Source organism: Sinomonas sp. RB5 (assembly GCF_054063535.1).
This window is the reverse complement of the sequence record NZ_JBSSGJ010000011.1, coordinates 37,564-59,801: the sequence shown is the minus strand read 5'-3', so window position 1 is coordinate 59,801 and position 22,238 is coordinate 37,564. Positions and strand designations below refer to the sequence as shown.

The window sequence follows — 22,238 nt, the reverse complement described above, 5'->3', positions numbered from 1 at the left end:
CTTCTGAGGCCACTGCGCGCCGGTCATCCTCAAGACTGAGCCGCTAGTCATCCTCGGGGCTCATCCGCGGCGGGACGGCGCTTGCTAGCGTGGTGGCATGGATGCTCCCAGCCCGGCCGTGCCCGCCGCGCTCTCCCTCCGGGGCCTTGTGAAGACCTTCGGCGGCAAGCCGGCCGTGGCAGGGATCAGCCTCGACGTGCCCGCCGGCTCGTTCTACGGGCTGGTCGGGCCGAACGGGGCAGGGAAGACCACCACCCTCTCGATGGCCACCGGCCTCCTCCGCCCCGACGCCGGCACGGCCGCCGTGCTGGGCGTCGACGTCTGGGCCGACCCGGTCGGTGCGAAGCGGCTCCTCGGAGTGCTCCCCGACGGGGTGCGCCTCTTCGACCGGCTCAGCGGGGAGCAGCTGCTGACCTACGCGGGCCTCCTGCGGGGCATGGACCGTGTGACCGTCGCGGCGCGCGTCCGGGACCTGCTCGAGGCGTTCGACCTCGCCGATGCGGGCCGCACGCTCGTGGTGGACTACTCGGCCGGCATGACGAAGAAGATCGCGCTCGCCGCGGCGCTCGTCCACGCGCCCAGGGTGCTCGTGCTGGACGAGCCGTTCGAGTCGGTGGACCCGATCTCGGCCTCCGGGATCCGGGCCATCCTCGCCGAGTTCGTCCGATCCGGCGGCACCGTCGTCGTCTCGAGCCATGTCATGGACCTCGTGCAGCGCATGTGCGACCACGTCGCGGTCGTGGCGCAGGGACAGATCCTCGCGGCCGGCACCGTGGACGAGGTCCGCGCCGGGGCCTCGCTCGAGGACCGGTTCGTCCAGCTCGTGGGCGGGCCGGGGCGCACGGGGGGACTGTCGTGGTTGCACACCTGATCCGGCTCAAGCTCACCCTCCTGCGCAACGGCCTGCGCCGCAGCCCCTGGCAGCTGGTGGGCGTGATCATCGGGGCCCTGTACGGGCTCTGGATCCTCGCGCTCGCCCTGGTGGGGCTCGTGGCCCTCAGGGCCGTCCCGGTTCCCATTGCCGAGACGGTGCTGGTGCTGGCGGGCTCCCTGCTCGTGCTGGGCTGGGCCCTGACCCCGATCGTGCTCTCGGGGATCGACCTCACGCTGGACCCGGCCCGGTTCGCGCTCTACCCCATCCCGCTGCGCCAGCTGCTCCTCGGGCAGGCCGCCGCGGGGCTCATCGGCGTGCCGGGGGTGTGCACCGCGCTCGCGCTCGCCGGGACCACCGTGACGTGGGCGCGCGGAGGCCTGGTCGTCGCCGCGGCCGTGCTGGGCGCGCTGCTCGCGCTCGCGCTGTGCGTGGTCACGAGCCGCCTCGTGGCGAGCATCGTGGCGGAGCTGGCCTCCTCGCGCCGGTTCCGCGACGTGACCCGGATCCTGTTCATCGTGCCGATCATGTTCCTTGGCCCCGGCATCTCGCTGCTCGCCCGCGGCATCGGCGAGGGCGGCACCACGGCCGTCTCCCAGGCCGCGGCCGTGCTGGGCTGGACGCCGCTGGGCGCGGCCTTCTCGGCGCCCGCGGCGGTGGCCGAGGGCCGGATGGGCGAGGCGGCCGCGAAGCTGCTGATCACCGCCGCGGCGCTCGTCCTCGCTGCCTGGGGATGGTCCTGGGCGCTCGCGCGGGCCCTCGAGAATCCCGGCAGCAGGGGATCCGGGCGCTCGCCGGCCCCGCGGCGGGGGCTCGGCGCCTTCGGCTGGATGCCCGCCACGCCGGCGGGCGCCGTCGCGGCCCGTGCCCTCACCTACTGGATCCGCGATCCCCGGTACACCACGGGGCTCATCGTGGTGCCGCTGCTGCCCGTGGTGCTCTTCGTCGCCTCGCGCGCCGGCCGGCACAGCTCCGGATCGGTGCTCGAGGGACCGTTCCCGCTCGCCGGGGCGATCTCCGCCTTCGTCCTGGCCTGGTCGATCTCGGCCGACGTCTCCTACGACTCGACGGCCTTCTCGATGCACCTGGCCGCGGGCGTGCGCGGCTGGGCCGACCGGCTGGGGCGGGCTGCGGCCCTGCTGCTCTTCGCCCTGCCCGCAGTGGCGCTCATCACCGCGCTCCCGTTTGCCCTGGCGGGCGACTGGGCCCTGTTCCCGGCCCTCCTCGGGCTCGCGCTCGGGGTGCTGCTCAGCGGGGTAGGGCTGTCCTCCGTGGTCTCGGCGCGGTACACCGTGGCGGTCCCGCTGCCCGGGGAGAGCCCGTTCAAGAAGCCTGCCGGCAACAGCGCCCAGACGCTCCTCGTCCAGTTCGGGGGCGTCGTGGCGCTCGGGATCCTCGCCGCACCCGAGATCGTCCTCACGGTGCTCGCTGCCGCGACGGGCGCTGCCGGCTTCGCGTGGGCGACCCTCGGCGTGGGGGTGCTGCTCGGAGGCGCGCTGCTCGCCGCCGGCATCCTCCTCGGCGGCCGCCTCATGGACGCGCGCGGCCCCGAGCTGTACTCGAGCCTCGTCCGGGTGCGCTGAAGCGCACGGCGGGCCGAGGCACGACGGCGGGCGGCCGCCGTCGTGCGCCGGGCCGCCGCGGCGGAAGATAGGACAGCAGGAAGTCCGCGCCGGATGCGCACCGCCCGGCGCGAGGTGCCGGAGACCGACGGGAGGGGCCAGCATGGAAATCGTCATCCTCAGGGACGCGCACGAGGTCGGCAGGACCGCCGCGTCCGCCGTCGCCGCGCTGCTGGCTCGCCGGCCCGACGCGGTGCTCGGGCTCGCCACGGGGTCCTCGCCCCTGCCCGTCTACGACGAGCTGGTCCGCCTCCACGCCGAGGACGGGCTCGACTTCTCCCGCGCCTCGGGGTTCGCCCTCGACGAGTACGTCGGCCTGGCCGCGGACCACCCCGAGTCCTACCGGTCCGTGATCCGCCGCGACTTCGCCGAGCGGGTCAACATCGACCCCGCGCGCGTCCACAGCCCGGACGGCGCCGCCGCCGACCTCGAGGACGCATGCGCCCGGTACGAGCAGGCGATCCTCGACGCCGGGGGAGTGGACCTCCAGATCCTCGGCATCGGCACGGACGGGCACATCGGCTTCAACGAGCCCGGGTCCTCGCTCGCCTCCCGCACCCGCATCAAGACCCTCACCGAGCAGACCCGGCGCGACAACGCGCGCTTCTTCTCCTCGATCGACGAGGTCCCGCACCACGTGGTCACCCAGGGCGTCGGGACCATCATGGCCGCGCGGCACGTGGTGCTCGTGGCGACCGGCGCCGTCAAGGCCGGGGCCGTGCACGGGCTGGTCGAGGGACCCGTCACCGCGATGTGCGTCGCCTCGGTCCTGCAGTTCCACCCGCACGCGACGGTGATCGTGGACGAGGCCGCGGCCTCGGCCCTGGACCTCGCCGACTACTACCGGCACATCTACGACAACAAGCCCTCATGGCAGGGCCTGTGACTGGGGCGCCCCTGCCGGCCGGGGCTAGCATGGATCCCATGAGCACCATGCCCCCGGACCCGTTCGCCGACGACCCCCGCGACCCCGGCCTCGGCGGCTCCACCGCCACGATCGAGCGCGAGGAGCTGCGCGAGGAGCTCGAGCCCGGCGACCGCGAACGCTTCTCCCACTACGTGCGCAAGGAGAAGATCATGGAGTCCGCCCTCACCGGCGAGCCCGTGATCGCCCTGTGCGGCAAGGTCTGGACCCCCGGCCGCGACCCCAAGAAGTTCCCCGTGTGCCCCACGTGCAAGGAGATCTACGAGGGCCTGCGCCCGAGCAACGACGACGACCAGTCATGACCCCGTGACGGCGCCTGTGGGGGAGGGGCCCCACGGAGCAGGCGGCACGGCGTCGCGCCCGCGCGGGCTCATGTCCCCCGCCTACCGGGGGCTCGTCGTCGGCCTCCTGGCGATCGTCACGTGCAGCGCCTTCGAGGCGATGGCCGTGACGACCGCCATGCCCGTCGTCGCCGCAGACCTCGGCGGCGAGCGGGCCTACGGCCTCGCGTTCTCGCTGTTCCTCACCGCGTCCCTCGCCGCCACCGCGGCCGCCGGCCCCTGGTGCGACCGCGCAGGTCCCCGTCCCTCGCTGCTGGTCGGCCTCGTCCTCATGACGGGCGGCCTCCTGCTGGCCGGCGGGGCATGGGACTTCGGCGTGTTCACGGTCGGCCGGATGGTCTCCGGGGCGGGGACCGGCTTCATGATCGTCCCGCTCTACGTCATCATCGGCCAGGCCCTGCCCTCCGCCCTCCAGCCCGTGCTGTTCAGCTGGTTCTCTGCCGCGTGGGTCCTGCCGTCCCTCGTGGGGCCCTACATCTCGGGCCTGCTCGCCCAGCACGCGAGCTGGCGGTGGGTGTTCTTCGGGGTGGCCCCGATCGTCATCGTGGCGGTCGTGCTCATCTGGCCGCGGGTCCGCGGCCTCGGGGCGCCGGAGGAGACCTCGCTCGCGCCGGGCGAGGGCCGACGGCGTGCCCTCCTGGGCGTCCTCCTCGCCGCGGGCGTCGCGGCGGCGCAGTGGGCCGCCCAGTCCTGGGCCGACCCGGCCGCGCGGGCCGCCGTCCCGGCGCCGGTGCTCGGCGCCGTCGTGCTCTGCGGCATCGCCGCGGTCCTCGCGACCGCGCCGCGGCTCATGCCGCGCGGGGTGGCCCGCGTGGCCAGGGGGCTGCCCGCCGTCATGGTGGTGCGCGGCCTGCTGACGCTCGCGTTCTTCGGCGCCGAGGCGTTCATTCCGCTCATGCTGGTCGACGCGTACGGTCTCGAGCCGTCCGTTGCGGGCCTCGCCCTCACCGGCGGGGCCCTCGGGTGGACCGTCGGCTCCTTCGTCCAGGCGCGCGGCTGGCTCGCCAAGCCGACGTTCCTCGTGCTCGGCTCCGTAGTCCTCACCGCGGGCCTCGGGTCCATCGCGGGCGTGGTGTCCGTGGCCGCGGCGCCGTGGCTCCTGGCCCTCGGCTGGCTCCTCGCGGGGTGCGGGATGGGGCTCGCCACGACCACGACATCCGTGCTCGTCCTCGACCTGAGCGAGGCCGCGGACCGGGGGCGGAATTCGGCCTCGCTGCAGATGGCCGATATGCTCGGTGGAGTGATGGGAACCGCCGGAGCTGGAACGCTGTACTCGCTGCTGCTGACCCCGGAGGCGGTTCCCGGGCCCGGCGTCTTCGCCCTGCTGGCCGCCGCGCTGACGCTCTCCGCCTTCCTGTCCGCCTTCGCCGGCGTGCGGTCCGCCGCGCCGTCGGCCGTGACCGCCGCTGCGGCGGGCGAGGACCTCGCGTGAGGGAAACGCTCTTCGGTGACCCCTCGCCGTCGAACGCCGGATCCTCCACGTCCGACGGCGGCCCCGCGGCCTCCGCTTCCGCCGCCCACGGTGCGCCCGCGCTTCCGCAGGCCTCTCCCGCCCTCCCGCAGGCCTCTCCCGCTCTCCCCCCTGCATACCCCGAGCGGGCCGCCTGGGGCACCGCCCCCAAGCTGCGCGCCTGGCAGCAGGAGGCGCTGGAGAAGTACCTCGAGATCGCCCCGCGCGACTACCTCGCCGTGGCCACCCCCGGCGCCGGAAAGACCACGTTCGCGCTGCGGGTCGCCTCCACGCTGATCGAGCGCGGCCTCATCAACCGCGTGACGATCGTCGCCCCCACCGACCACCTCAAGCGGCAGTGGGCGGACGCGGCGGCCCGGATCGGGATCGCGATCGACCCCAACTTCAAGAACGCCGACGGCCAGCACGGGCGCGGGTTCATGGGCGTCGCCGTCACCTACGCCCAGGTCGCCAGCAAGCCGCTCCTGCACCGGGCGAAGACCGAGGCCGCGCGCACCCTCGTGATCCTCGACGAGATCCACCACGGCGGCGAGTCGCTCTCGTGGGGCGACGGGCTGCGCGAGGCCTTCGACCCCGCGGTGCGGCGCCTGGCCCTGACCGGAACGCCGTTCCGCTCCGACACCTCGCCCATCCCGTTCGTCGAGTATGCCGAGGACAAGGACGGCATCCGCCGCTCGAAGGCGGACTACACGTACGGCTACGGGCAGGCCCTGCGGGACCACGTGGTGCGTCCGGTCATCTTCATGGCGTACTCGGGCCAGATGCGCTGGCGCACGAGCGCGGGCGAGGAGATGGCGGCCTCCCTCGGCGAGGCAGCGGTGACGAAGGACGTCACGGCCCAGGCGTGGCGGACCGCGCTCAACCCGCAGGGGGAGTGGATCCCCGCCGTCCTCGCCGGCGCCGACCGCCGGCTCACCGAGGTGCGCCGCACCGTCCCCGACGCCGGCGGCCTCGTCATCGCCACGGACCACGAGGACGCCCGGGCCTACGCGGGCCTCCTGAAGAAGATCACCGGCGAGTCGCCCTCGGTCATCCTCTCCGACGATGCGAAGGCCTCCGGGAAGATCGAGGAGTTCTCGGCCGGCACGCAGCGCTGGATGGTCGCGGTGCGCATGGTGTCCGAGGGCGTGGACGTGCCGCGCCTCGCCGTCGGCGTCTACGCGACCTCGACCTCCACCCCGCTCTTCTTCGCGCAGGCCGTGGGACGCTTCGTCCGGGCCAGGCGGCGGGGGGAGACGGCGTCGGTCTTCCTGCCCTCCGTGCCGCAGCTCATGGCGCTCGCCAACTCGATGGAGGCCGAGCGGGACCACGCCCTCGACCGCCCCTCGAGCGGCGAGGACGGGCTGATGGACCTCGAAGAGTCCCTCATGGACGAGGCCAACCGGGAGGAGAAGGCCTCGGACACCCTCGTGAAGGGCAAGTACGAGGCGCTCGAGTCCCAGGCCGCGTTCGACAAGGTGCTCTTCGACGGCGGCGAGTTCGGGATGGGCGGCGACGTCGGCTCCGACGACGAGCTCGACTTCCTCGGCATCCCGGGACTGCTCGACGCCGACCAGGTCGCCACGCTCCTGCGCCAGCGGCAGCAGGAGCAGGTGTCCCGGCGCGGCTCCCGCCCCACGTCCTCCCCGGCCGGTGTGCCGGACCACCGCCGCCTCATGGACTTGCGCAACGAGCTCGCCAAGAACGTCTCCGCGTGGAGCGCGCGGACCGGCACCCCGCACGGCGTGGTGCACAACAAGCTGCGCGAGCTGTGCGGCGGCCCGGCCGTGGCCCAGGCGGACGAGGCTCAGCTCAGGGCGCGGCTGTCCAAGCTGGCCGACTGGTTCGTGGGCCGCGCCTGATTCCCGCCGCCCGCCGGCCCGCCAGCTCACCCTCTGAGTGTCAGCTCCTGAAGGTCACCTCCTGAAGGTCACCTCCTGGGTGTCACCTCCTGAACGTCAGCTTCTGGGTGTCACCTCCTGGAGGTCAGCTCCTGTAGGCCACGTCCTGCGGGTCTCCGAGCGCGCTGAAGGGCCACAATGGTGCCATGGCCACACCTCGAGCACTCGTGATCGTCGATGTCCAGAACGACTTCTGCGAAGGGGGATCCCTTGCGGTGGACGGCGGAGCGGCCGCCGCCTCGCGGATCACCGCGTTCCTCGCTGAGCATGCTTCCGACTACGACGCCGTGGTGACGACCCAGGACTGGCACATCGACCCCGGCCGCCATTTCTCCGACCACCCGGACTTCGTCGACTCGTGGCCGCCGCACTGCGTGGCGGGGAGCCCCGGGGCCGAGTTCCACCGGAATCTGGACGTCGCAGAAGTCGATGCGATGTTCCGCAAGGGCCAGTACACCGCCGCCTATTCCGGTTTCGAGGGACATCTCGCCCAGTACGGGGACGCCGCCGGGGACGCGGGCGACTCGGCGACCCTGGACGGCTGGCTGCGCGAGCACCACATCGGCGCCGTCGATGTCGTGGGCATCGCGACGGACTACTGCGTGCGGGCCACGGCGCTCGACGCCGCGCGGTCCGGCTACGCGACCCGCGTGCTCACCGGGCTGTGTGCCGGCATCGCCGACGACCTCGGGCCGACGTACGAGGAACTCAAGGGATCGGGCATTGCCCTGGCTTGACGCCCGATCTTCTGAAAGGCACCTTCTGAAGGTCAGCTTCTGAAGGTCACGTCCTGCGGGTTGCTGTGGATAACCTGGTCGGGCCCGAGGGGATGTCCAGCAGACTGGCCGGGTGAGCACACGCGGAGAGCTTCCAGAAGACTTTCGGGATCGGGCCTTCACCTATCGAGACGCCCGGGAAGCTGGCGTCAGCGTCAGCAGGCTTCGTGCCCAGGATCTCGAGCGCTGGAGCCGCGGCATCTACGTTCCGACCGGATGCGCATCGACACTGCCGGAACGCGCCGAGGTCCATCTTGCGGTGACGGAAGACGCCTGGATCTCCCACCGCACCGCTGCGTCGCTGCAGGGGATGTTCCTGCCGCCGTGGGTCGATGACCACGACAGGATCCACCTGAGCAGGCCCGCACATCTCGCGCGGGTTCGCCGCGCGGGCGTTGTCGGCCACCACACCCGGATCCGGCCCGGGGAGCTCCACCACGCTGAGGGCCTCCTCATGACCACACCGGCACGGACCTGGCTGGACCTCGCCGTCGAGCTGGGGGAGGAGTTCCGCATTGCGCTGGGTGACCAGCTCATCCGCCGTCCCAGGCCCGAGCTCGAGAATGGGCGCGACCAGCCGCTGGCTTCGATGGCGGACCTCAGGGAGCTGCTGGACGCCCATGTCTGGATGAAGGGCGTGGGCCTTGCGCGGTCAGCACTCGAGCACCTTCGCGTGGGCGCTGACTCTGTGCCGGAGTCGCTGCTCCGCCAGGCGATCATCGCCGCTGGCCTGCCGGAGCCCGAGCTGCAGATTTCCCTCTGGCCCCTCGACCCCTACGCGCCGTCCGGAGACATGGGCTACCGGCATCTCAAGCTGGTCATCCAGTATGAAGGCGCCCACCACAACGATGAGGCCCAGCGGCTTCGCGATGCTCTGCGCGACCGCGCCTTCCGCGAAGCAGGATGGACGATCATCCTCGTCCGCGTCGAGGACCTCAGGGATGACTTCCGGGCCGTCCTCCGCAGGATACGAGCCCACCTCGCCTCGGCCGCGGCCTAACTCCCAGAAGGTGACTCCCAGAAGGTGACCTTCAGGAGGTGACCTTCAGAAAATGACTCTCAGGAGGTGACTTTCAGACGGGTCTGGACTCCTCGTAGACCGTGGGGATCGCCGCCTCGCCGCGGTGCATGCGCTGGACGGACGACGGCAGCTCGGCGAGGGACGCCGCGTGCCGCTCCCTGGCCCGGGAAACACCCTCGTGGCCCGTCCACCCCGGCTTGAGCTCGCCGCCGACGATGAAGTGCTCGAGCAGCGGCCGGTCGTTGCCGTCGTCGTGCGGCCGGCGGCCCACGCCGATGATCTCCTGGGTCGCCCGGCCCCGCTCGTCGAGCCGGCGGAGGGCGTACTTCCGGCCTCCCACGGTCGCCTTGTTCTTGGAGGACTTGGCGACCGAGACCTCGTGCCCCGCGTCGTCGACGTGGCTGACGAGCTTGTAGACCATGGAGGCGGTGGGCGCCCCGGACCCCGTGACGAGCGAGGTCCCGACGCCGTAGGCGTCGACGGGCGCGGACTGGAGCGCGGCGATCGCGTACTCGTCCAGGTCGGACGTGACCATGATCCTGGTGTCGACGTTGCCCAGCTCGTCGAGGAGGCGGCGCACCCAGTGCGCCTGCTCGATCAGGTCCCCCGAGTCGAGGCGGACGGCGCCGAGCTTCTCGCCGGCGATCTCGACCGCCGTGCGCACGGCCCGCTCGACGTCGTAGGTGTCCACGAGCAGCGAGGTGCCCGGGCCCATCGAGGCGATCTGGGCCTCGAACGCGTCCCGCTCCGTGTCGTGCAGCAGGGTGAACGAGTGGGCGGCGGTGCCCACGGTCGGGATGCCGTAGCGCAGCCCTGCCTCGAGGTTGGACGTGCTCGCGAACCCGGCGATCACGGCGGCCCGGGCCGCGGCCACGGCGGATTCCTCGTGCGTGCGCCGCGAGCCCATCTCGATGCAGGGGCGGCCGCCGGCCGCCGTCGTCATCCGCGAGGCCGCGGAGGCGATCGCGGAGTCGTGGTTGAGCACCGAGAGCACGTACGTCTCCAGGATGCAGGCCTCGGCGAACGTCGACTCGACGATGAGGACCGGGGAGTTGGGGAAGTAGGCCTCGCCCTCGGCGTAGCCGTAGACGTCGCCCGAGAACCGGTAGCCGGCGAGGTAGTCGAGCGTCTCGGCGTTCACCACCTTGGCGCGCTCGAGGAAGCCGAGCTCCTCGTCGGTGAAGCGGAACGCCATGATGCCCTCGAGCAGGCGCCCGGTTCCCCCGACCACGCCGTAGCGCCTCCCGTCCGGAAGGCGGCGGGCGAAGGCCTCGAAGACGCAGCGCCGGTGGGCGGCGCCGGAGTGGAGGGAGGCCTGGAGCATCGTGAGCTCGTAGTGGTCCGTGAACAGGGAGGTGCGGGGCGGGGCCCAGGGACTCGGGTCGGTCACGGTGCCACTCTATATGGCGGCCCCCACGCCCGGCCGGGCGACGGCGGCGGCCGGGGCGTCCGAGGGCCTGCCTAGAATGGAGCGCATGAGCATCAGCGTCGCCACCGAGCCCTCCCAGGAGGTCGCCGGGCAGATCGAGGCGCGGGAGGATGCCGCACGGCTGACCCCGTGGAACCTCGTGGTCTGGAATGATCCGGTCAACCTCATGAGCTACGTCAGCTACGTGTTCCAGTCCTACTTCGGCTACTCGGAGGCCAAGGCCGATGCCCTCATGATGCAGGTCCACACCGAGGGGCGCTCGATCGTGAGCCACGGATCGAAGGAGACGGTCGAGCAGCATGCCGTCGCGATGCACACCTACGGCCTCTGGGCCACGGTCGAGAGGTCCGGCGAGCATGGCTGAGCCCTTCACCTATGGCCGCCGGGGCATCACCGGCAGGCTCGAGGAGCCGGAGCGGGAGCTCCTGCGGGGGCTCTTCAACGACGTCATCGGCATGCTCGATCCCGGGACCGGCGACCAGGATCCCCTCGAGGCCCTCGTGGGGCTGTCCCCGCACGCGAAGGAGCCGGAGGACCCCGCGCTCGCCCGGCTGCTGCCCAACGCCTTCAAGGACGACCCCGAGGCCGCGCTCGACTTCCGGCGCCTGACCGAGCGGTCCCTGCGCGAGGGCAAGGCCGGCGCCCTCCGCGCCGCCGCCCTCTCCCTCGAGTCCCGCCACCTCGTGCTCGACGACGCCGCCGCCCAGCACTGGTCGACGGCGCTCAACGACGTCCGCCTCGTCCTCGCCTCCCGCCTCGGGATACGCAGCGAGGAGGACGCCGAGAAGGTCCACGCGATCACCGACTGGTCCGCCGCGGAGGACGTGGAGGCGTACCTTGCTCTCGTGTACAACTTCGTGACGTGGCTCCAGACGACGCTCATCGAGGCGATGCTCGACGCCCGCCGGGTGCGCTCCCAGGGGAGCGGCCATGAGTGAGCCGACCGCCCCGGCCGCCCTGGCCGAGCTCGGCTCCACGGGCGACCTGCCGCGCTCGGAGCGCCCCATCGGCATCTTCGACTCAGGCGTGGGCGGCCTGACCGTGGCCCGCGCCGTCATCGACCAGCTGCCCCAGGAATCGATCGTCTACGTGGGCGACACCGCCCACGGCCCCTACGGCCCGCTGCCGATCGCGGAGGTCCGGGCCTTCGCGCTCGGGGTCATGGACGAGCTCGTCGACTCGGGCGTCAAGGCGCTGACCATCGCCTGCAACTCGGCCACCGCCGCGGTGCTGCGGGACGCACGGGAGCGCTACACCGCCCGCTACGGGATCCCCGTCATCGAGGTGATCCAGCCCGCGGTCCGGGCTGCCGTCACGGCCACCCGGAACGGCCGGGTCGGCGTGATCGGCACGAGTGCCACCGTGGGCTCCCGCGCCTACGAGGACACGTTCGCCGCCGCCCCGGACCTGGCGATCACCTCCGCGGCGTGCCCGGACTTTGTCCCGTTCGTCGAGGCGGGCGTCACCACCGGCCCGGAGCTCCTCGAGGCCGCCGAGGGCTACCTCGCGCCGCTCAAGGCCGCCGGGGTCGACACGCTCGTGCTCGGCTGCACCCACTACCCGCTCCTGACCGGCGTGATCTCCTACGTGATGGGGGAGGGCGTCACGCTCGTCTCGAGCGCGGAGGAGACCGCCAAGGACGTCTACCGGGCGCTCATGCGGCACAACCTCGTCCGCTCGGGCACCACCGCGCCCGTGCACCGGTTCATCGCCACCGGAGACCCTGCCCAGTTCGAGACGCTCGCGCGCCGGTTCCTGGGCCCCGAGGTCCAGGGCGTGGAGCACGCCGACCACGTCGCCGCCCGCTATCCCACGGCGAGCCTGGCCACGATCACCCCGGAGATGCTCGAGGAGGCGCGGGCGCGCGGCGGGTCGGCCCGGATCTCCCACTTCGCCCTGCGCGACGCGGGCAGGATGGCACCGTGAAGCTCACCATCGTCGGCTGCTCGGGCTCGTTCCCCGGCCCGAGTTCGCCCGCCTCGTGCTACCTCGTCACGGCCAACGACGGCGAGCGGGACTGGCGGATCCTGCTCGACCTCGGCTCGGGCGCGCTCGGCGTGCTCCAGCGCTACGTGGACCTCAGCGACATCGACGGCGTCCTCCTCAGCCACCTCCACCCCGACCACTGCATGGACCTCACCGGCCTGCACATCGCGGTGCACTGGGACCCGAACGGCTGGACCGCCGGGCGGATCCCGGTGTGGGGGCCCGCCGCGACGAAGAAGCGCATCACCATCGCCCTCGACATGGAGCCCCCGACGGACCTCGGCGAGGACTTCGAGTTCCACGAGTGGGCGGCCGAGGAGCCGGTCGAGCTCGGCCCGTTCCGGTTCACCGCCTACCGCGCCCGGCACCCGATCGCCGAGGCCTACGCGCTGCGTGTCGAGTGCACCGAGCCCGACGGCGCGGGCGGCGTCATGCGGCGCGTCCTGACCTACTCGGGGGACACCGACTCGTGCGCCGGGCTCGTCGAGGCGGCGCGGGAATGCGACCTCTTCCTCTGCGAGGCCGCCTACCACGAGGGCCGCGACGACGCGATCGACGGCGTCCACCTCACCGGCCTGCGGGCCGGGCAGGCCGCGCACGACGCCGACGCGAAGCGCCTGCTGCTGACCCACCTTCCGGTGTGGAACGACGCGAACCGCTCCGTAGCCGAGGCCCAGGAGGCCTACGGCGGCCCCATCGCCGTCGCCGTCGCGGGCGTGCACTACACCGTCTGAGCCCGGCACCGCACGAGCCCGGCACTGCCTGAGCCCGGCGGCACTGCCGGCGCCGGCGGCCTAGAGCATCTCGAGCGGGACGGGCCCGCGCGGCGGCGGGAACGCGGCGTCGAGCGCGGCGAGGTCCGCATCGTCGAGCCGCACCTCGAGGGCCGCCCGGTTCGCGAGGACATGCTCGGCTGTGCCCGCCTTGGGGATCGCGATGACCCCGGGGCCCCGCAGCACCCAGGCCAGCGCGACGGCCGCCTCGTCGACGCCGTGGCGGGCCGCGACGGCAGCGAGCGCCGGGTGGCCGAGCAGGCGGGCCTGCTCGATGGGGGAGTAGGCCATGACCGGCACGCCCTGCCCGCGCAGGCGTGGCAGCAGGTCGGCCTCGATGCCGCGCCGGCCGAGGTTGTAGAGCACCTGGTCGGTCTGGACCCCCTTCGGGCCGCTCGCGCCGGGGAGTCCGGCGAACTCGTCGAGGTCGTCCGGGTCGAGGTTGCTCACGCCCCACGCGAGGATCTTGCCCTCGTCCTGGAGGCGCTGGAGGGCGGCGATGCTCTCGGCCAGCGGCGTGCTCCCGCGCCAGTGGTAGAGGTACAGGTCAAGCCGGTCGGTCCCGAGGCGGCGGAGGCTGCCCTCGAGCGCGGCGGCCGTGCCGCGGGCGGTCGCGTTCCACGGCAGCACCTTGCTCACGAGGAACACCTCGTCGCGCCGCCCGGCGATGGCCTCCCCGACGAGCTCCTCGGACCGCCCGTCGCCGTACATCTCCGCCGTGTCGATGAGCGTCAGCCCGGCGTCGATCCCGGTGCGGAGGGCGCGGACCTCCTCTGCCCTGGCCGAGGGGGAGTCCCCGAGGTACCACGTGCCCTGTCCGAGCACGGGGACCTCGGTCCCGTTGGGCAGGGCGACGGTGGGGACTTCGGTGACCATGCGGCGAGTCTATAAGCTGGTCCCATGACCCCAAGCACCCCTGGAAGTCCCCTCGTCGCGCGCGCCGACGGCCGCACGCCCGACCAGCTCCGGCCCATCTCCATCACCCGCGGCTGGTCGAAGCAGGCCGAGGGCTCGGCGCTCATCGAGTTCGGCAACACGCGCGTGCTGTGCACCGCCTCGTTCACCGAGGGCGTGCCGCGTTGGCTCAAGGGCGAGGGCCGGGGCTGGGTCACGGCCGAGTACGCGATGCTCCCGCGGGCCACGAACACCCGCTCGGACCGCGAGTCGGTCAAGGGCCGCATCGGCGGCCGCACGCACGAGATCTCCCGGCTGATCGGACGCTCGCTGCGCTCGATCATCGACACGAAGGCGCTCGGGGAGAACACGATCGTCCTCGACTGCGACGTCCTCCAGGCCGACGGCGGCACCCGCACCGCGGCGATCACCGGCGCCTTCGTGGCGCTCGCCGAGGCGGTCCGCTGGGCGAAGGAGCAGGGCCTCGTGGAGCGCGGCGCCGAGCCGCTCGTGGACACCGTCTCCGCCGTGTCGGTGGGGATCATCGACGGTACGCCGATGCTGGACCTGCCCTACGTCGAGGACGTGCGGGCCGAGACGGACATGAACGTCGTGGTCACCGGCTCGGGCAAGTTCGTCGAGGTCCAGGGCACCGCCGAGGGCGCGCCGTTCGACCGCGACGAGCTCAACAGCCTCCTGGACCTGGCGCTCCTGGGAACGGCCCAGCTGGCGGACATCCAGCGGGAGACTCTGGCCGAGGCACTGCGGTGAGCACTGCCGGCGCCGGCGCCGCGCACGACGGCGACCGCCCGGCGTCGTCCGTCCCCGCCCCGCGGCTCGTGCTCGCCACCCACAACCAGGGCAAGCTCAAGGAGCTGCGCGACCTCCTGCGCGGCAAGGTGCCGGGCCTCGACGTCGACACGCAGGTGGTCGACGCGGGCGCGGTCGGCGGCCCGGACGTCGTCGAGGACGGCGTGACGTTCGCCGAGAATGCGCTGAAGAAGGCGCGCGCGGTGGCCGAGGCCACGGGCCTGCCGGCGATCGCGGACGACTCGGGGCTGGCGGTCGAGGTGCTCGGCGGCGCGCCCGGCATCTTCTCGGCCCGCTGGGCCGGCCGCCACGGCGACGACCGCGCGAACCTCGAGCTGCTCCTGGCCCAGCTCGGCGACGTGCGGGACGAGCACCGGCAGGCGGCCTTCGTGTGCGCCGCCGCGCTCGCGGTGCCGGGCGAAGGCGGCACGCGCTACGAGACGGTCGAGCTGGGCGAGATGCCCGGCACCCTGCTGCGCGAGCCGCGCGGGGAGGGCGGCTTCGGCTACGACCCCATCCTGCTGCCCGAGGGCCTCAGCGTCAGCGTCGCCGAGCTGAGCCGCGAGCAGAAGAACGAGATCAGCCACCGCGGGCACGCGTTCCGCGCGCTGCTGCCGGCCATCGTCGAGGTGCTGCGCGGCTGAGCCGCACAGCACCTCGGGGGAAGGGCTACTTCCAGTCGGGGTTGGTCTTGCGCTCCTCGACCGGCTCGTGCTCCTCGATGAACTCGTCCACCGGGTCCGTGCCGAAGGCCTCGGCCTGGCGGCGGGCGGAGCGGCCGCGGATGAACTCGACGATGATCGGCAGGACCGAGACCAGCACGATCGCCACGAAGATGAGGTCGATGTTCTTGCCCACCCACGCGTACTGGCCGAGCCAGGCGCCCAGGAGGGTGACGCCGCCGCCCCAGAGCACGGCGCCGATCACGTTGTAGAGGAAGAACCGGGCCCGGCTCATGCCCGCCACGCCCACGATCACGGGCACGAACGTGCGGATGATCGGCACGAACCGGGCGAGGATGAGTGCCTTGCCGCCGTGCTTGGCGAAGAACGCGTGGGCCTTCTCGACGTTCTCCCTCTTGAAGAGCCGCGAATCGGGCCGGTTGAAGAGGGCCGGGCCGGCCTTGGCACCGATGAGGTAGCCGCACTGGTTGCCGAGGATCGCGGCGACGACCACGAGCAGGGCCAGGAGCCAGAGGTTGAACCGGATCGCGCCGGTGGCCACGAGCAGGCCGGCCGTGAACAGCATGGAGTCGCCGGGGAGGAAGAACCCGACGAGCAGGCCGGTCTCGGCGAAGATGATCCCGCACACCACGAGCACCACCCAGGGCCCCAGCGGCGAATCGCGCAGGAACACGTCCGGGTTGAGCCAGTCGGGCAGGAACGAGGTCTTGGGCTGGACGGCGAGCGTCAGGACAGAGGCGGCATCGGCCAGGGCAGCAGGGATCACCCTCCAAGGGTACCGGCCGGGGGCGCGGCGGGGCGGGGGAGTGGGGCAGCCCACAGCGGCGTGCGGCCGCCGGCGCGTGGCGCTGGCGGGCCTGCGGGCGCACTCCGGCTAAGCTCGCTGCGTGGCCCTGGACTTCACCGCGATCGACTTCGAGACGGCCAATGGATTCCGAGGCTCCCCCTGCTCCGTGGGCCTCATCCGGGTCCGCGGCGGACGGGTGGCCGAGCGTGCCTCGTGGCTCATGCGCCCCCCGGCGGGCCACGACACCTTCGACCCGCGCAACGTGGCCATCCACGGCATCACGCCCGAGATGGTGGCCGGGGCGCCGCGGTTCGGGGACCTCTTCGCCGAGATCGGCGGGTTCATCGGCGGTGACGTCCTCGTGGCCCACAACGCGGCCTTCGACCTCGGCGTGATCCGCTCGGCCCTCGAGGTCAGCGGCCTCGAGGCCCCGGCCTACGACTACGCCTGCACCGTGGTCCTCTCCCGCAAGACCTACCGCCTCGTCTCCCATTCACTGCCGTTCGCCGCGCGGGAGGCCGGGGTGCCCCTCGAGCACCACCACGATGCCACCGAGGACGCCGCGGCCTGCGCCGGAATCCTCATCGACATCGCCGGCCGGCACGGCGCCGACAGCGTGGCGGACGTCTACGGCGCCGTCGGGCTCTCCCTTCCGCGCCAAGCCGGGTACGTCCCGGGAGACCCCTACTCCCCGGCCACGGTCCGCGCCCTCGAGGGCCTCTCCTCGGGCGCCGGGCGGACGACGGCGCCGGACGGCTCCCGCTCGGGCCGCACCTGGGCGCCGTGGCCCCAGGAGGGGGCGAACCCGCCCGCGAACGCGGCGGCCGACCCACACCATCCGCTCTTCGGGCACCGGATCGTCTTCACCGGGTCGCTCGGGATGCCGCGCAGCGAGGCGAAGTCCCGCGCCGCCGAGCTCGGGGCGCAGCCGGCCAGCTCGGTGACCCGCGCGACCACCCTGCTCGTGGTGGGCGACGGATTCGTCGCCTCCGACCTCGCCTCCGGGCGCGTGACCACCAAGGCACGGCGGGCCCTGCAGCTGCAGGAGAAGGGACAGCGGGTCGAGGTGCTCTCCGAGGGCGAGTTCCTCCAGATGCTCGGCGGCCGCTGGCCCGCCGCCAGCGCCTGAGTCCCTGCCCCCCCTTCGCCGGCCGGGCCCCTTTCGCCATCCGGCCCCGTTTCGTCATGCGGGGCAACATTCCTTCGCGGGCTGGCGCCGGCGCTCCTACCATGATCCGCATGGCTGCACCCACCTCCTCCGCCGCTCGGTCAGTGTTCGACGCGCCGCAGGGCGGCCAGTTCATTGCGCCCGTGGAGGCCCGTCCTTCCCTCCTGGCGCGCGCGTTCGCCTTCCCGAACCCGGTCAACGAGTACGCCGCGAGGTCCACCGCGGGCATCATCGTGGTGCTCAGCACGGCAGTGCTCGCCGCCGGGCTCGCCACCGGGGCCGGATGGGGACTCTGGGTCATCGCCGCAGGCTTCTGGCTCAGGGTGGCCGGCGGCCCGCGCTACTCGCCGGCCGGCAGGCTCGCCGTGCACGTCATCGCACCGCGCCTCGGCCCCGCACGGCTGGTCGCCGGGCCCCCCAAGCGCTTCGCCCAGGGCATCGGGGCCGTGGTCTCGACCGCCGCGGCCGTGCTGTTCGCGTGCGGGCTGGCGGGCGCCGCCTGGGTGGCCCTCGGCATCCTCATCGTGGCGGCCTCCCTCGAGGCCTTCGCCGGATTCTGCCTCGGCTGCTGGCTCTTCGGCCGCCTGCAGCTGGCGGGGCTCGTCCCCGCCTCGGCGTGCGAGGCCTGCAGCGACATCGCCCTGCGGCGCCGCAAGCCCTGAGGCACCGCAGGCCCTGACCCGGATCCTCCGGTCAGCCTGTCAGTCCGCCAGGGCCCCGGTGGCCTTCGCCAGACGGGCCGCGAGGCCCTCGGCCGCGCCCATGCCCGCGGTGCGCGAGACCCACGGGGCCGGGACCGCGTCGGCGCCCCAGCGCGTGCCCAGCAGGGCCCCCGCGATCGCGGCCGCGTCGTGGCCCCTGACGGACGCGAGCTCGATGGCGGCGGCGAAGGCGGCCTGCTCGGCGTCCCCGGCCTCCGCGGCGCTCTCGGCCGCACGCACTGCACCCAGCGCTGCCGCCAGGGCCGCGGCGGCGTCCGGCCGGCCGCCCCCGGCGGCGGCAGCATCGGCGTCGAACGCGTCCAGGATGGCGCCGTCGGGGGTGGGCAGCGAGGCGATCTGCGCCCGCGCCGACCCCGCCGCGGTCGTGGCGTCCGCGCCGAGGGAGAGGAAGTGCGCCATGGACGCCACCGCGACGGCGGCCTGGACCGCCCCGGGCGTCCCGTGCGTCAGGGAGGCGCCGTCCGCGCTCATCTTCACCACGGCGGCGGCCGGGATGTGGGGGACGAGGCCGAACGGGGCCGCGTGCGCGGCGGCGCCGGCGTCGTCGAACGCGAGGCCCACCGGACGGGACGGGGAGCCCATCTGGCCGCCGGCGAGCGAACTGATCCACTCCGGCCGTACGGCGGCGGGGACCTGGACGCCGTCCTGCCCGTCGAGCCAGCGGGGCTGGGCGAGGGGCGCGGTGGGGGCGAGGGGGACGCCCTGCGCGGCGGCCCAGCGCAGGGAGGCGAGCCACACACAGGCCGCCTCGTCCGCGGCCACCCCGTCGTTGGCCCACTCGATCGCCTCGAGGAGCGCATCGGCGGTGAAGAGGGTCAGCTGGCCCGCCGGCCCCAGCGGCAGCGCGGGGCGCCGGCCGGGGTCCTGATCGGCCGGTGCGGTGGCTCCCTCGGGCCCGAATCCGGCGATGGCTGCGGCCTCGGCCGCCGCCGTGCCGGCGAGGCAGCCGAGGATGCGGGAGGCGGGGGAGGGGACGTCCATGCAGACAGCGTAGTGGGCGCCGATGCCGCCTGCAGCGCGCCCGGGGGATGCGCGGGACGGGGTCCGCGCTAGAATAGTTCTATGTCAGAACTTCTTTGGTCCCATGGCCGTCGTTGATGGGGCGGCCATGAGCGTCGACGGAGTGCGCCAGGAGGGCCGCCGGCTGCTGCGCCTGGCCGCGGTCATCGTCGCCGTGGGCCTCGGCGCTGGCCTGATCGGCATCGCCGTCGACGTCGCCCTGCAGGGCCTCGAGCACCTCGCCTTCGGCTATTCGCACGGGACCCTCCTGGACGGCGCCACCCAGGCGCCGCCGTGGCGGCGGCTCGCAGCCCTCGTCGTCGCCGGGGCGATCGGAGCCCTGGGCTGGTGGGCGCTGCGGACGTGGGCGAAGCGGGTCGTCGCCGTCGAGGACGCCACGAAGGGCACCTCGATGCCGTGGTTCACGACCGTGGCCAACGCGGCGCTGCAGGTGGTCATCGTGGGGCTCGGAGCATCGATCGGCCGGGAGGCGGCGCCGCGCGAGCTCGGGGCGCTGCTCGCGGACAAGGTCTCCCGTGGCGCCGGCCTCTCGCCCCGCGAGGTGCGCATCCTCGTTGCCTGCGGCGCCGGGGCCGGGCTCGCCGCGGTCTACAACGTTCCCTTCGGCGGGGCACTCTTCGCCGTGGAGGTGCTGCTCGCCGAGGTGAGCTTCGCGGTCCTGCTGCCCGCGTTCGCGACCTCCGCGATCGCGGCAACCGTGGCCCGGCTGGTGGTCCCCACCGATCCGATGTACGCCCTGCCGCCCGTGGAGCTCACCCCTGCGCTCGTCGGCTGGTCGTTCGCCGCGGGGCCCCTGATCGGCCTCGGCGCGGCGGGCTTCACCTGGCTCACCCGCTACTCGTCGGGCACCCGGCCCCGCGGCCGCTCCATCCTCTGGACGATGCCCCTGCTCTTCGCCGCCGTGGGAGCCGTCGCGATGGTGCTGCCCGAGGTGGTGGGGAACGGGAAGGCGGCGGCGCAGACGGCGTTCTCCGCGGCGGCGCCGCTCGCGCTCGTCGGGATCCTGCTCGTGGCCAAGACGGCCACGACGCTCGCCACCATCAGGGCCGGAGCGGCGGGCGGCACGCTCACGCCCTCGGTCGCGGTCGGCGCCATGCTCGGGATCGTGCTGGGGAGCATCGTGAACGCGTTCGCCCCCGGGACCTCCGTGGCCGCGTTCGCGTTCGTCGGCGCCGCGGCGTTCCTCGCCAGCACCATGAAGGCACCGATGACCGGGCTGATCCTCGCCTCCGAGTTCACCGGCATGAGTCCGGAGATGCTCGTCCCCGCCATGCTGGCGACGGCCGGGGCGCTCGCGGTGGTGTACTTCCTCGAGCGCACCCGGCTCTCCGACATCGCCTGAGCGGGCGCGGCGCCGGAGCTAGGCCTCGCCGGCGGCGTCCGCCTCCATGCGGGACGCGAGGGCGCGCAGCGCCGGGAGCGCGCGGTTGATCGAGTCCTGGTCCTCGGCGGCGAGTGAGGCGAGCGCGCGCCGGATGCGTTTCTCGTTGGCCTGCTGCCAGTGCTCCAGCCGGCTGTGCCCGTCCGCCGTGAGGCTCAGCACCACGGCCCTCCGGTCGGCCTCGCTGGCGCGGCGCGCGAGGAGGCCGGAGGCGGCCATCTGCGCCACGAGGTTGCTCACCGTGTTCTTCGCGAGGTTCTGCCGCTGCGCGAGCTCGCTCACCCCGAGCCCCGGCTCGTCGGCCAGGCGCTGGAGGAGCTCCACCTGCGCCATCGGGAGGGCCTCCCAGGGCAGCTCGTCGCGCACGCCGGCGCGGAGCGTGCGGCGCAGCCGCGTGATCACGTCGGTGAGGCCCCATGCCTCGCCCGGGCCGGTGTCTGGGGAGTCCATGGGACCAGCCTAAGATCGCCACGGCCCAGCTCGCTCGCCCTGCGGCCGGGCTTCGGCCGGTTTTCGGGGCACCCCGTGGGAAGCGATAGTCTGCTGGAGGCCTGCCCCGCGCTGGCGGCCCCGCTCAGGCACCCTCGTGAGCACTTCGACACTCCATGAAAGAGGACCTCATGACCACAGACGTGGCTGCGTCCACGCGCGTGAAGGCGCCGGCCGAGTTCAGCGTCGTCGCGAAGCTCGTCGCCGAGGCATTCGGCACGTTCCTGCTCGCGTACGCGGGGCTCGGTGTCGCGCTGTTCAGCACGCCCTCCTCGGCACCGATTCCGACGCCCTTCGCGGTCGGCCTCAGCATCGCCGTGGGGATCGCGGCGGTGGGGCACATCTCCGGCGGCCACTTCAACCCGGCCGTGACGCTCGGGCTCGCCGTGGCCGGGCGCACCAACTGGCGGCTCGTCCCCGGCTACATCGCCTCCCAGCTCGTGGGCGGCCTGGTCGGCACCCTCCTCCTCTGGGTGACCATCCGGACGCTGCCGAGCCTGGGCAGCGGGAACAGCTCCCAGACGATCTTCACCCAGCTCTCGAACGGGTTCGACAGCCTGTCGCCGAGCAAGTTCCCGATGTCCGCCGGCCTCCTGGCCGAGGTGGTCGCCACCGCCGCCTTCGTGGCGATCATCCTCTTCGTCACCAGCGGGCGCGCGGTCAAGGGCATGGCGCCGTGGGCGATCGGCCTCGGCCTGTCGGTCCTGGTCCAGGCGATCGCCCCGATCACCAACGCCTCGCTCAACCCGGCCCGCTCGACCGCGACCGCCGTGTTCGCCGAGGGCAGCGCGCTCGGCCAGCTGTGGCTCTTCTGGGTGGCGCCGGTCCTCGGAGCGGTCATCACGGGCCTCATCTTCCGCGGCTTCGGCTCGTCCGACGAGCTGCACGGCGCGACGGCGGGCGGCGTCGGCGACCTGACGGCGGAGGCCACCCGCGACGACGGAGCCCGCGTCTCCGAGGCCGTCCTGACGGCAGTGGAGGCGGGGGCAGAGGGTGCCGAGGGCGCCGCAGCCCGCGAGTCCACGGGCGCGTCCGAAGCGGCCGCTGGCGAGGAGGCCCCGCGCGAGGAGGCCGCGAGCGCCGAGGCGGCGCCGGCGCCGGAGCGCTCCGACGACGACGACGCACGAGAGTTCTTCGACAAGGACCGCTGAGGTGACGGCGGCGGCATCGCGAGAACTGTCGGTGCCAT

At 73.4% G+C, this 22,238-nt stretch carries 23 protein-coding genes; 18 read left to right on the top strand and 5 right to left on the bottom strand.

Going from position 1 to position 22,238, the window contains the following annotated elements:
* Positions 1–97 precede the first annotated feature (97 nt).
* The 8 genes from ACVWWH_RS13470 to ACVWWH_RS13435 all read left to right on the top strand — a co-directional run bounded on the left by ACVWWH_RS13470 (position 98) and on the right by ACVWWH_RS13435 (position 8,886).
* Entirely contained in the window at positions 98–871 is a 774-nt protein-coding gene (locus ACVWWH_RS13470; protein ID WP_457316905.1) for an ABC transporter ATP-binding protein, read from the top strand.
* Positions 856–2,454: a transporter gene (locus ACVWWH_RS13465; protein ID WP_457316904.1), complete on the top strand. Its 1,599-nt coding sequence runs from the start codon at positions 856–858 to the stop codon at positions 2,452–2,454. Before ACVWWH_RS13470 ends, ACVWWH_RS13465 begins: the two co-directional genes overlap by 16 nt.
* Positions 2,455–2,596: 142 nt before the next feature.
* On the top strand, positions 2,597–3,379 hold the full coding sequence (gene nagB / locus ACVWWH_RS13460; protein ID WP_457316903.1) for a glucosamine-6-phosphate deaminase: 783 nt from the start codon (positions 2,597–2,599) through the stop codon (positions 3,377–3,379).
* Between the two features lie 29 nt (positions 3,380–3,408).
* Positions 3,409–3,720 carry a DUF3039 domain-containing protein gene (locus ACVWWH_RS13455; RefSeq protein ID WP_066498494.1) on the top strand — a complete coding sequence of 104 codons (312 nt, stop codon included), beginning with the start codon at positions 3,409–3,411 and terminating at the stop codon, positions 3,718–3,720.
* Positions 3,721–3,724: 4 nt separating this feature from the next.
* The gene (locus ACVWWH_RS13450; protein ID WP_457316902.1) at positions 3,725–5,191 is read left to right on the top strand and encodes an MFS transporter; all 1,467 of its coding nucleotides are present in this window, start codon (positions 3,725–3,727) and stop codon (positions 5,189–5,191) included.
* Positions 5,188–7,071, top strand: coding sequence for a DEAD/DEAH box helicase (locus ACVWWH_RS13445; protein WP_457316901.1), 1,884 nt, complete (start codon positions 5,188–5,190; stop codon positions 7,069–7,071). The genes ACVWWH_RS13450 and ACVWWH_RS13445 overlap by 4 nt, the downstream gene beginning before the upstream one ends.
* A 185-nt stretch (positions 7,072–7,256) precedes the next feature.
* Positions 7,257–7,847, top strand: coding sequence for an isochorismatase family protein (locus tag ACVWWH_RS13440; protein WP_457316900.1), 591 nt, complete (start codon positions 7,257–7,259; stop codon positions 7,845–7,847).
* Positions 7,848–8,145: 298 nt separating this feature from the next.
* Complete coding sequence (locus ACVWWH_RS13435) at positions 8,146–8,886, top strand: endonuclease domain-containing protein (RefSeq protein ID WP_457316899.1); 741 nt, start codon at positions 8,146–8,148, stop codon at positions 8,884–8,886.
* A gap of 73 nt (positions 8,887–8,959) precedes the next feature.
* On the opposite strand, the gene ACVWWH_RS13430 is transcribed toward ACVWWH_RS13435, so the two are convergent.
* Positions 8,960–10,258 carry a nicotinate phosphoribosyltransferase gene (locus ACVWWH_RS13430; RefSeq protein WP_457316958.1) on the bottom strand — a complete coding sequence of 433 codons (1,299 nt, stop codon included), beginning with the start codon at positions 10,256–10,258 and terminating at the stop codon, positions 8,960–8,962.
* Positions 10,259–10,382: 124 nt separating this feature from the next.
* Between ACVWWH_RS13430 and clpS the strand changes: the two genes are divergently transcribed.
* From clpS to ACVWWH_RS13410, 4 genes are read left to right on the top strand one after another with little or no spacing between them, the layout of a single operon-like run.
* Positions 10,383–10,700, top strand: a complete 318-nt coding sequence (gene clpS, locus ACVWWH_RS13425) for an ATP-dependent Clp protease adapter ClpS (RefSeq protein WP_084249497.1) — start codon at positions 10,383–10,385, stop codon at positions 10,698–10,700.
* Positions 10,693–11,274: a DUF2017 domain-containing protein gene (locus ACVWWH_RS13420; protein ID WP_066498483.1), complete on the top strand. Its 582-nt coding sequence runs from the start codon at positions 10,693–10,695 to the stop codon at positions 11,272–11,274. The genes clpS and ACVWWH_RS13420 overlap by 8 nt, the downstream gene beginning before the upstream one ends.
* Entirely contained in the window at positions 11,267–12,262 is a 996-nt protein-coding gene (gene murI / locus ACVWWH_RS13415; RefSeq protein ID WP_066498481.1) for a glutamate racemase, read from the top strand. Before ACVWWH_RS13420 ends, murI begins: the two co-directional genes overlap by 8 nt.
* Positions 12,259–13,056, top strand: coding sequence for an MBL fold metallo-hydrolase (locus ACVWWH_RS13410; protein ID WP_066498479.1), 798 nt, complete (start codon positions 12,259–12,261; stop codon positions 13,054–13,056). The genes murI and ACVWWH_RS13410 overlap by 4 nt, the downstream gene beginning before the upstream one ends.
* 60 nt (positions 13,057–13,116) lie before the next feature.
* Here ACVWWH_RS13410 and ACVWWH_RS13405 read toward each other — a convergent pair whose 3' ends face one another.
* Positions 13,117–13,971 (bottom strand): aldo/keto reductase, encoded by an 855-nt coding sequence (locus ACVWWH_RS13405; RefSeq protein WP_457316898.1) that lies wholly within the window; start codon positions 13,969–13,971, stop codon positions 13,117–13,119.
* 24 nt (positions 13,972–13,995) lie between these two features.
* Between ACVWWH_RS13405 and rph the strand changes: the two genes are divergently transcribed.
* Both rph and rdgB read left to right on the top strand, forming a co-directional pair.
* Positions 13,996–14,760 carry a ribonuclease PH gene (gene rph / locus ACVWWH_RS13400; RefSeq protein WP_447419165.1) on the top strand — a complete coding sequence of 255 codons (765 nt, stop codon included), beginning with the start codon at positions 13,996–13,998 and terminating at the stop codon, positions 14,758–14,760.
* On the top strand, positions 14,757–15,443 hold the full coding sequence (rdgB, locus tag ACVWWH_RS13395; protein ID WP_457316897.1) for an RdgB/HAM1 family non-canonical purine NTP pyrophosphatase: 687 nt from the start codon (positions 14,757–14,759) through the stop codon (positions 15,441–15,443). Before rph ends, rdgB begins: the two co-directional genes overlap by 4 nt.
* Positions 15,444–15,468: 25 nt before the next feature.
* Here rdgB and ACVWWH_RS13390 read toward each other — a convergent pair whose 3' ends face one another.
* On the bottom strand, positions 15,469–16,248 hold the full coding sequence (locus ACVWWH_RS13390; RefSeq protein WP_371326627.1) for a VTT domain-containing protein: 780 nt from the start codon (positions 16,246–16,248) through the stop codon (positions 15,469–15,471).
* 121 nt (positions 16,249–16,369) lie between these two features.
* Between ACVWWH_RS13390 and ACVWWH_RS13385 the strand changes: the two genes are divergently transcribed.
* Both ACVWWH_RS13385 and ACVWWH_RS13380 read left to right on the top strand, forming a co-directional pair.
* Complete coding sequence (locus ACVWWH_RS13385) at positions 16,370–17,398, top strand: exonuclease domain-containing protein (RefSeq protein ID WP_457316896.1); 1,029 nt, start codon at positions 16,370–16,372, stop codon at positions 17,396–17,398.
* 110 nt (positions 17,399–17,508) lie between these two features.
* On the top strand, positions 17,509–18,099 hold the full coding sequence (locus tag ACVWWH_RS13380; RefSeq protein WP_457316895.1) for a DUF4395 domain-containing protein: 591 nt from the start codon (positions 17,509–17,511) through the stop codon (positions 18,097–18,099).
* A 39-nt stretch (positions 18,100–18,138) separates the two neighbouring features.
* Here ACVWWH_RS13380 and ACVWWH_RS13375 read toward each other — a convergent pair whose 3' ends face one another.
* Complete coding sequence (locus tag ACVWWH_RS13375) at positions 18,139–19,140, bottom strand: ADP-ribosylglycohydrolase family protein (protein ID WP_457316894.1); 1,002 nt, start codon at positions 19,138–19,140, stop codon at positions 18,139–18,141.
* 127 nt (positions 19,141–19,267) lie between these two features.
* Between ACVWWH_RS13375 and ACVWWH_RS13370 the strand changes: the two genes are divergently transcribed.
* Positions 19,268–20,521 (top strand): chloride channel protein, encoded by a 1,254-nt coding sequence (locus ACVWWH_RS13370; protein ID WP_066498464.1) that lies wholly within the window; start codon positions 19,268–19,270, stop codon positions 20,519–20,521.
* Between the two features lie 18 nt (positions 20,522–20,539).
* On the opposite strand, the gene ACVWWH_RS13365 is transcribed toward ACVWWH_RS13370, so the two are convergent.
* Positions 20,540–21,010: a MarR family winged helix-turn-helix transcriptional regulator gene (locus ACVWWH_RS13365; RefSeq protein ID WP_457316893.1), complete on the bottom strand. Its 471-nt coding sequence runs from the start codon at positions 21,008–21,010 to the stop codon at positions 20,540–20,542.
* Positions 21,011–21,180: 170 nt separating this feature from the next.
* Here ACVWWH_RS13365 and ACVWWH_RS13360 point away from each other — a divergent pair, with 170 nt between their 5' ends.
* A complete protein-coding gene (locus ACVWWH_RS13360; protein ID WP_457316892.1) occupies positions 21,181–22,200 on the top strand; it encodes an aquaporin in 1,020 nt (339 codons plus the stop codon).
* The last annotated feature ends 38 nt before the right edge of the window (positions 22,201–22,238 follow it).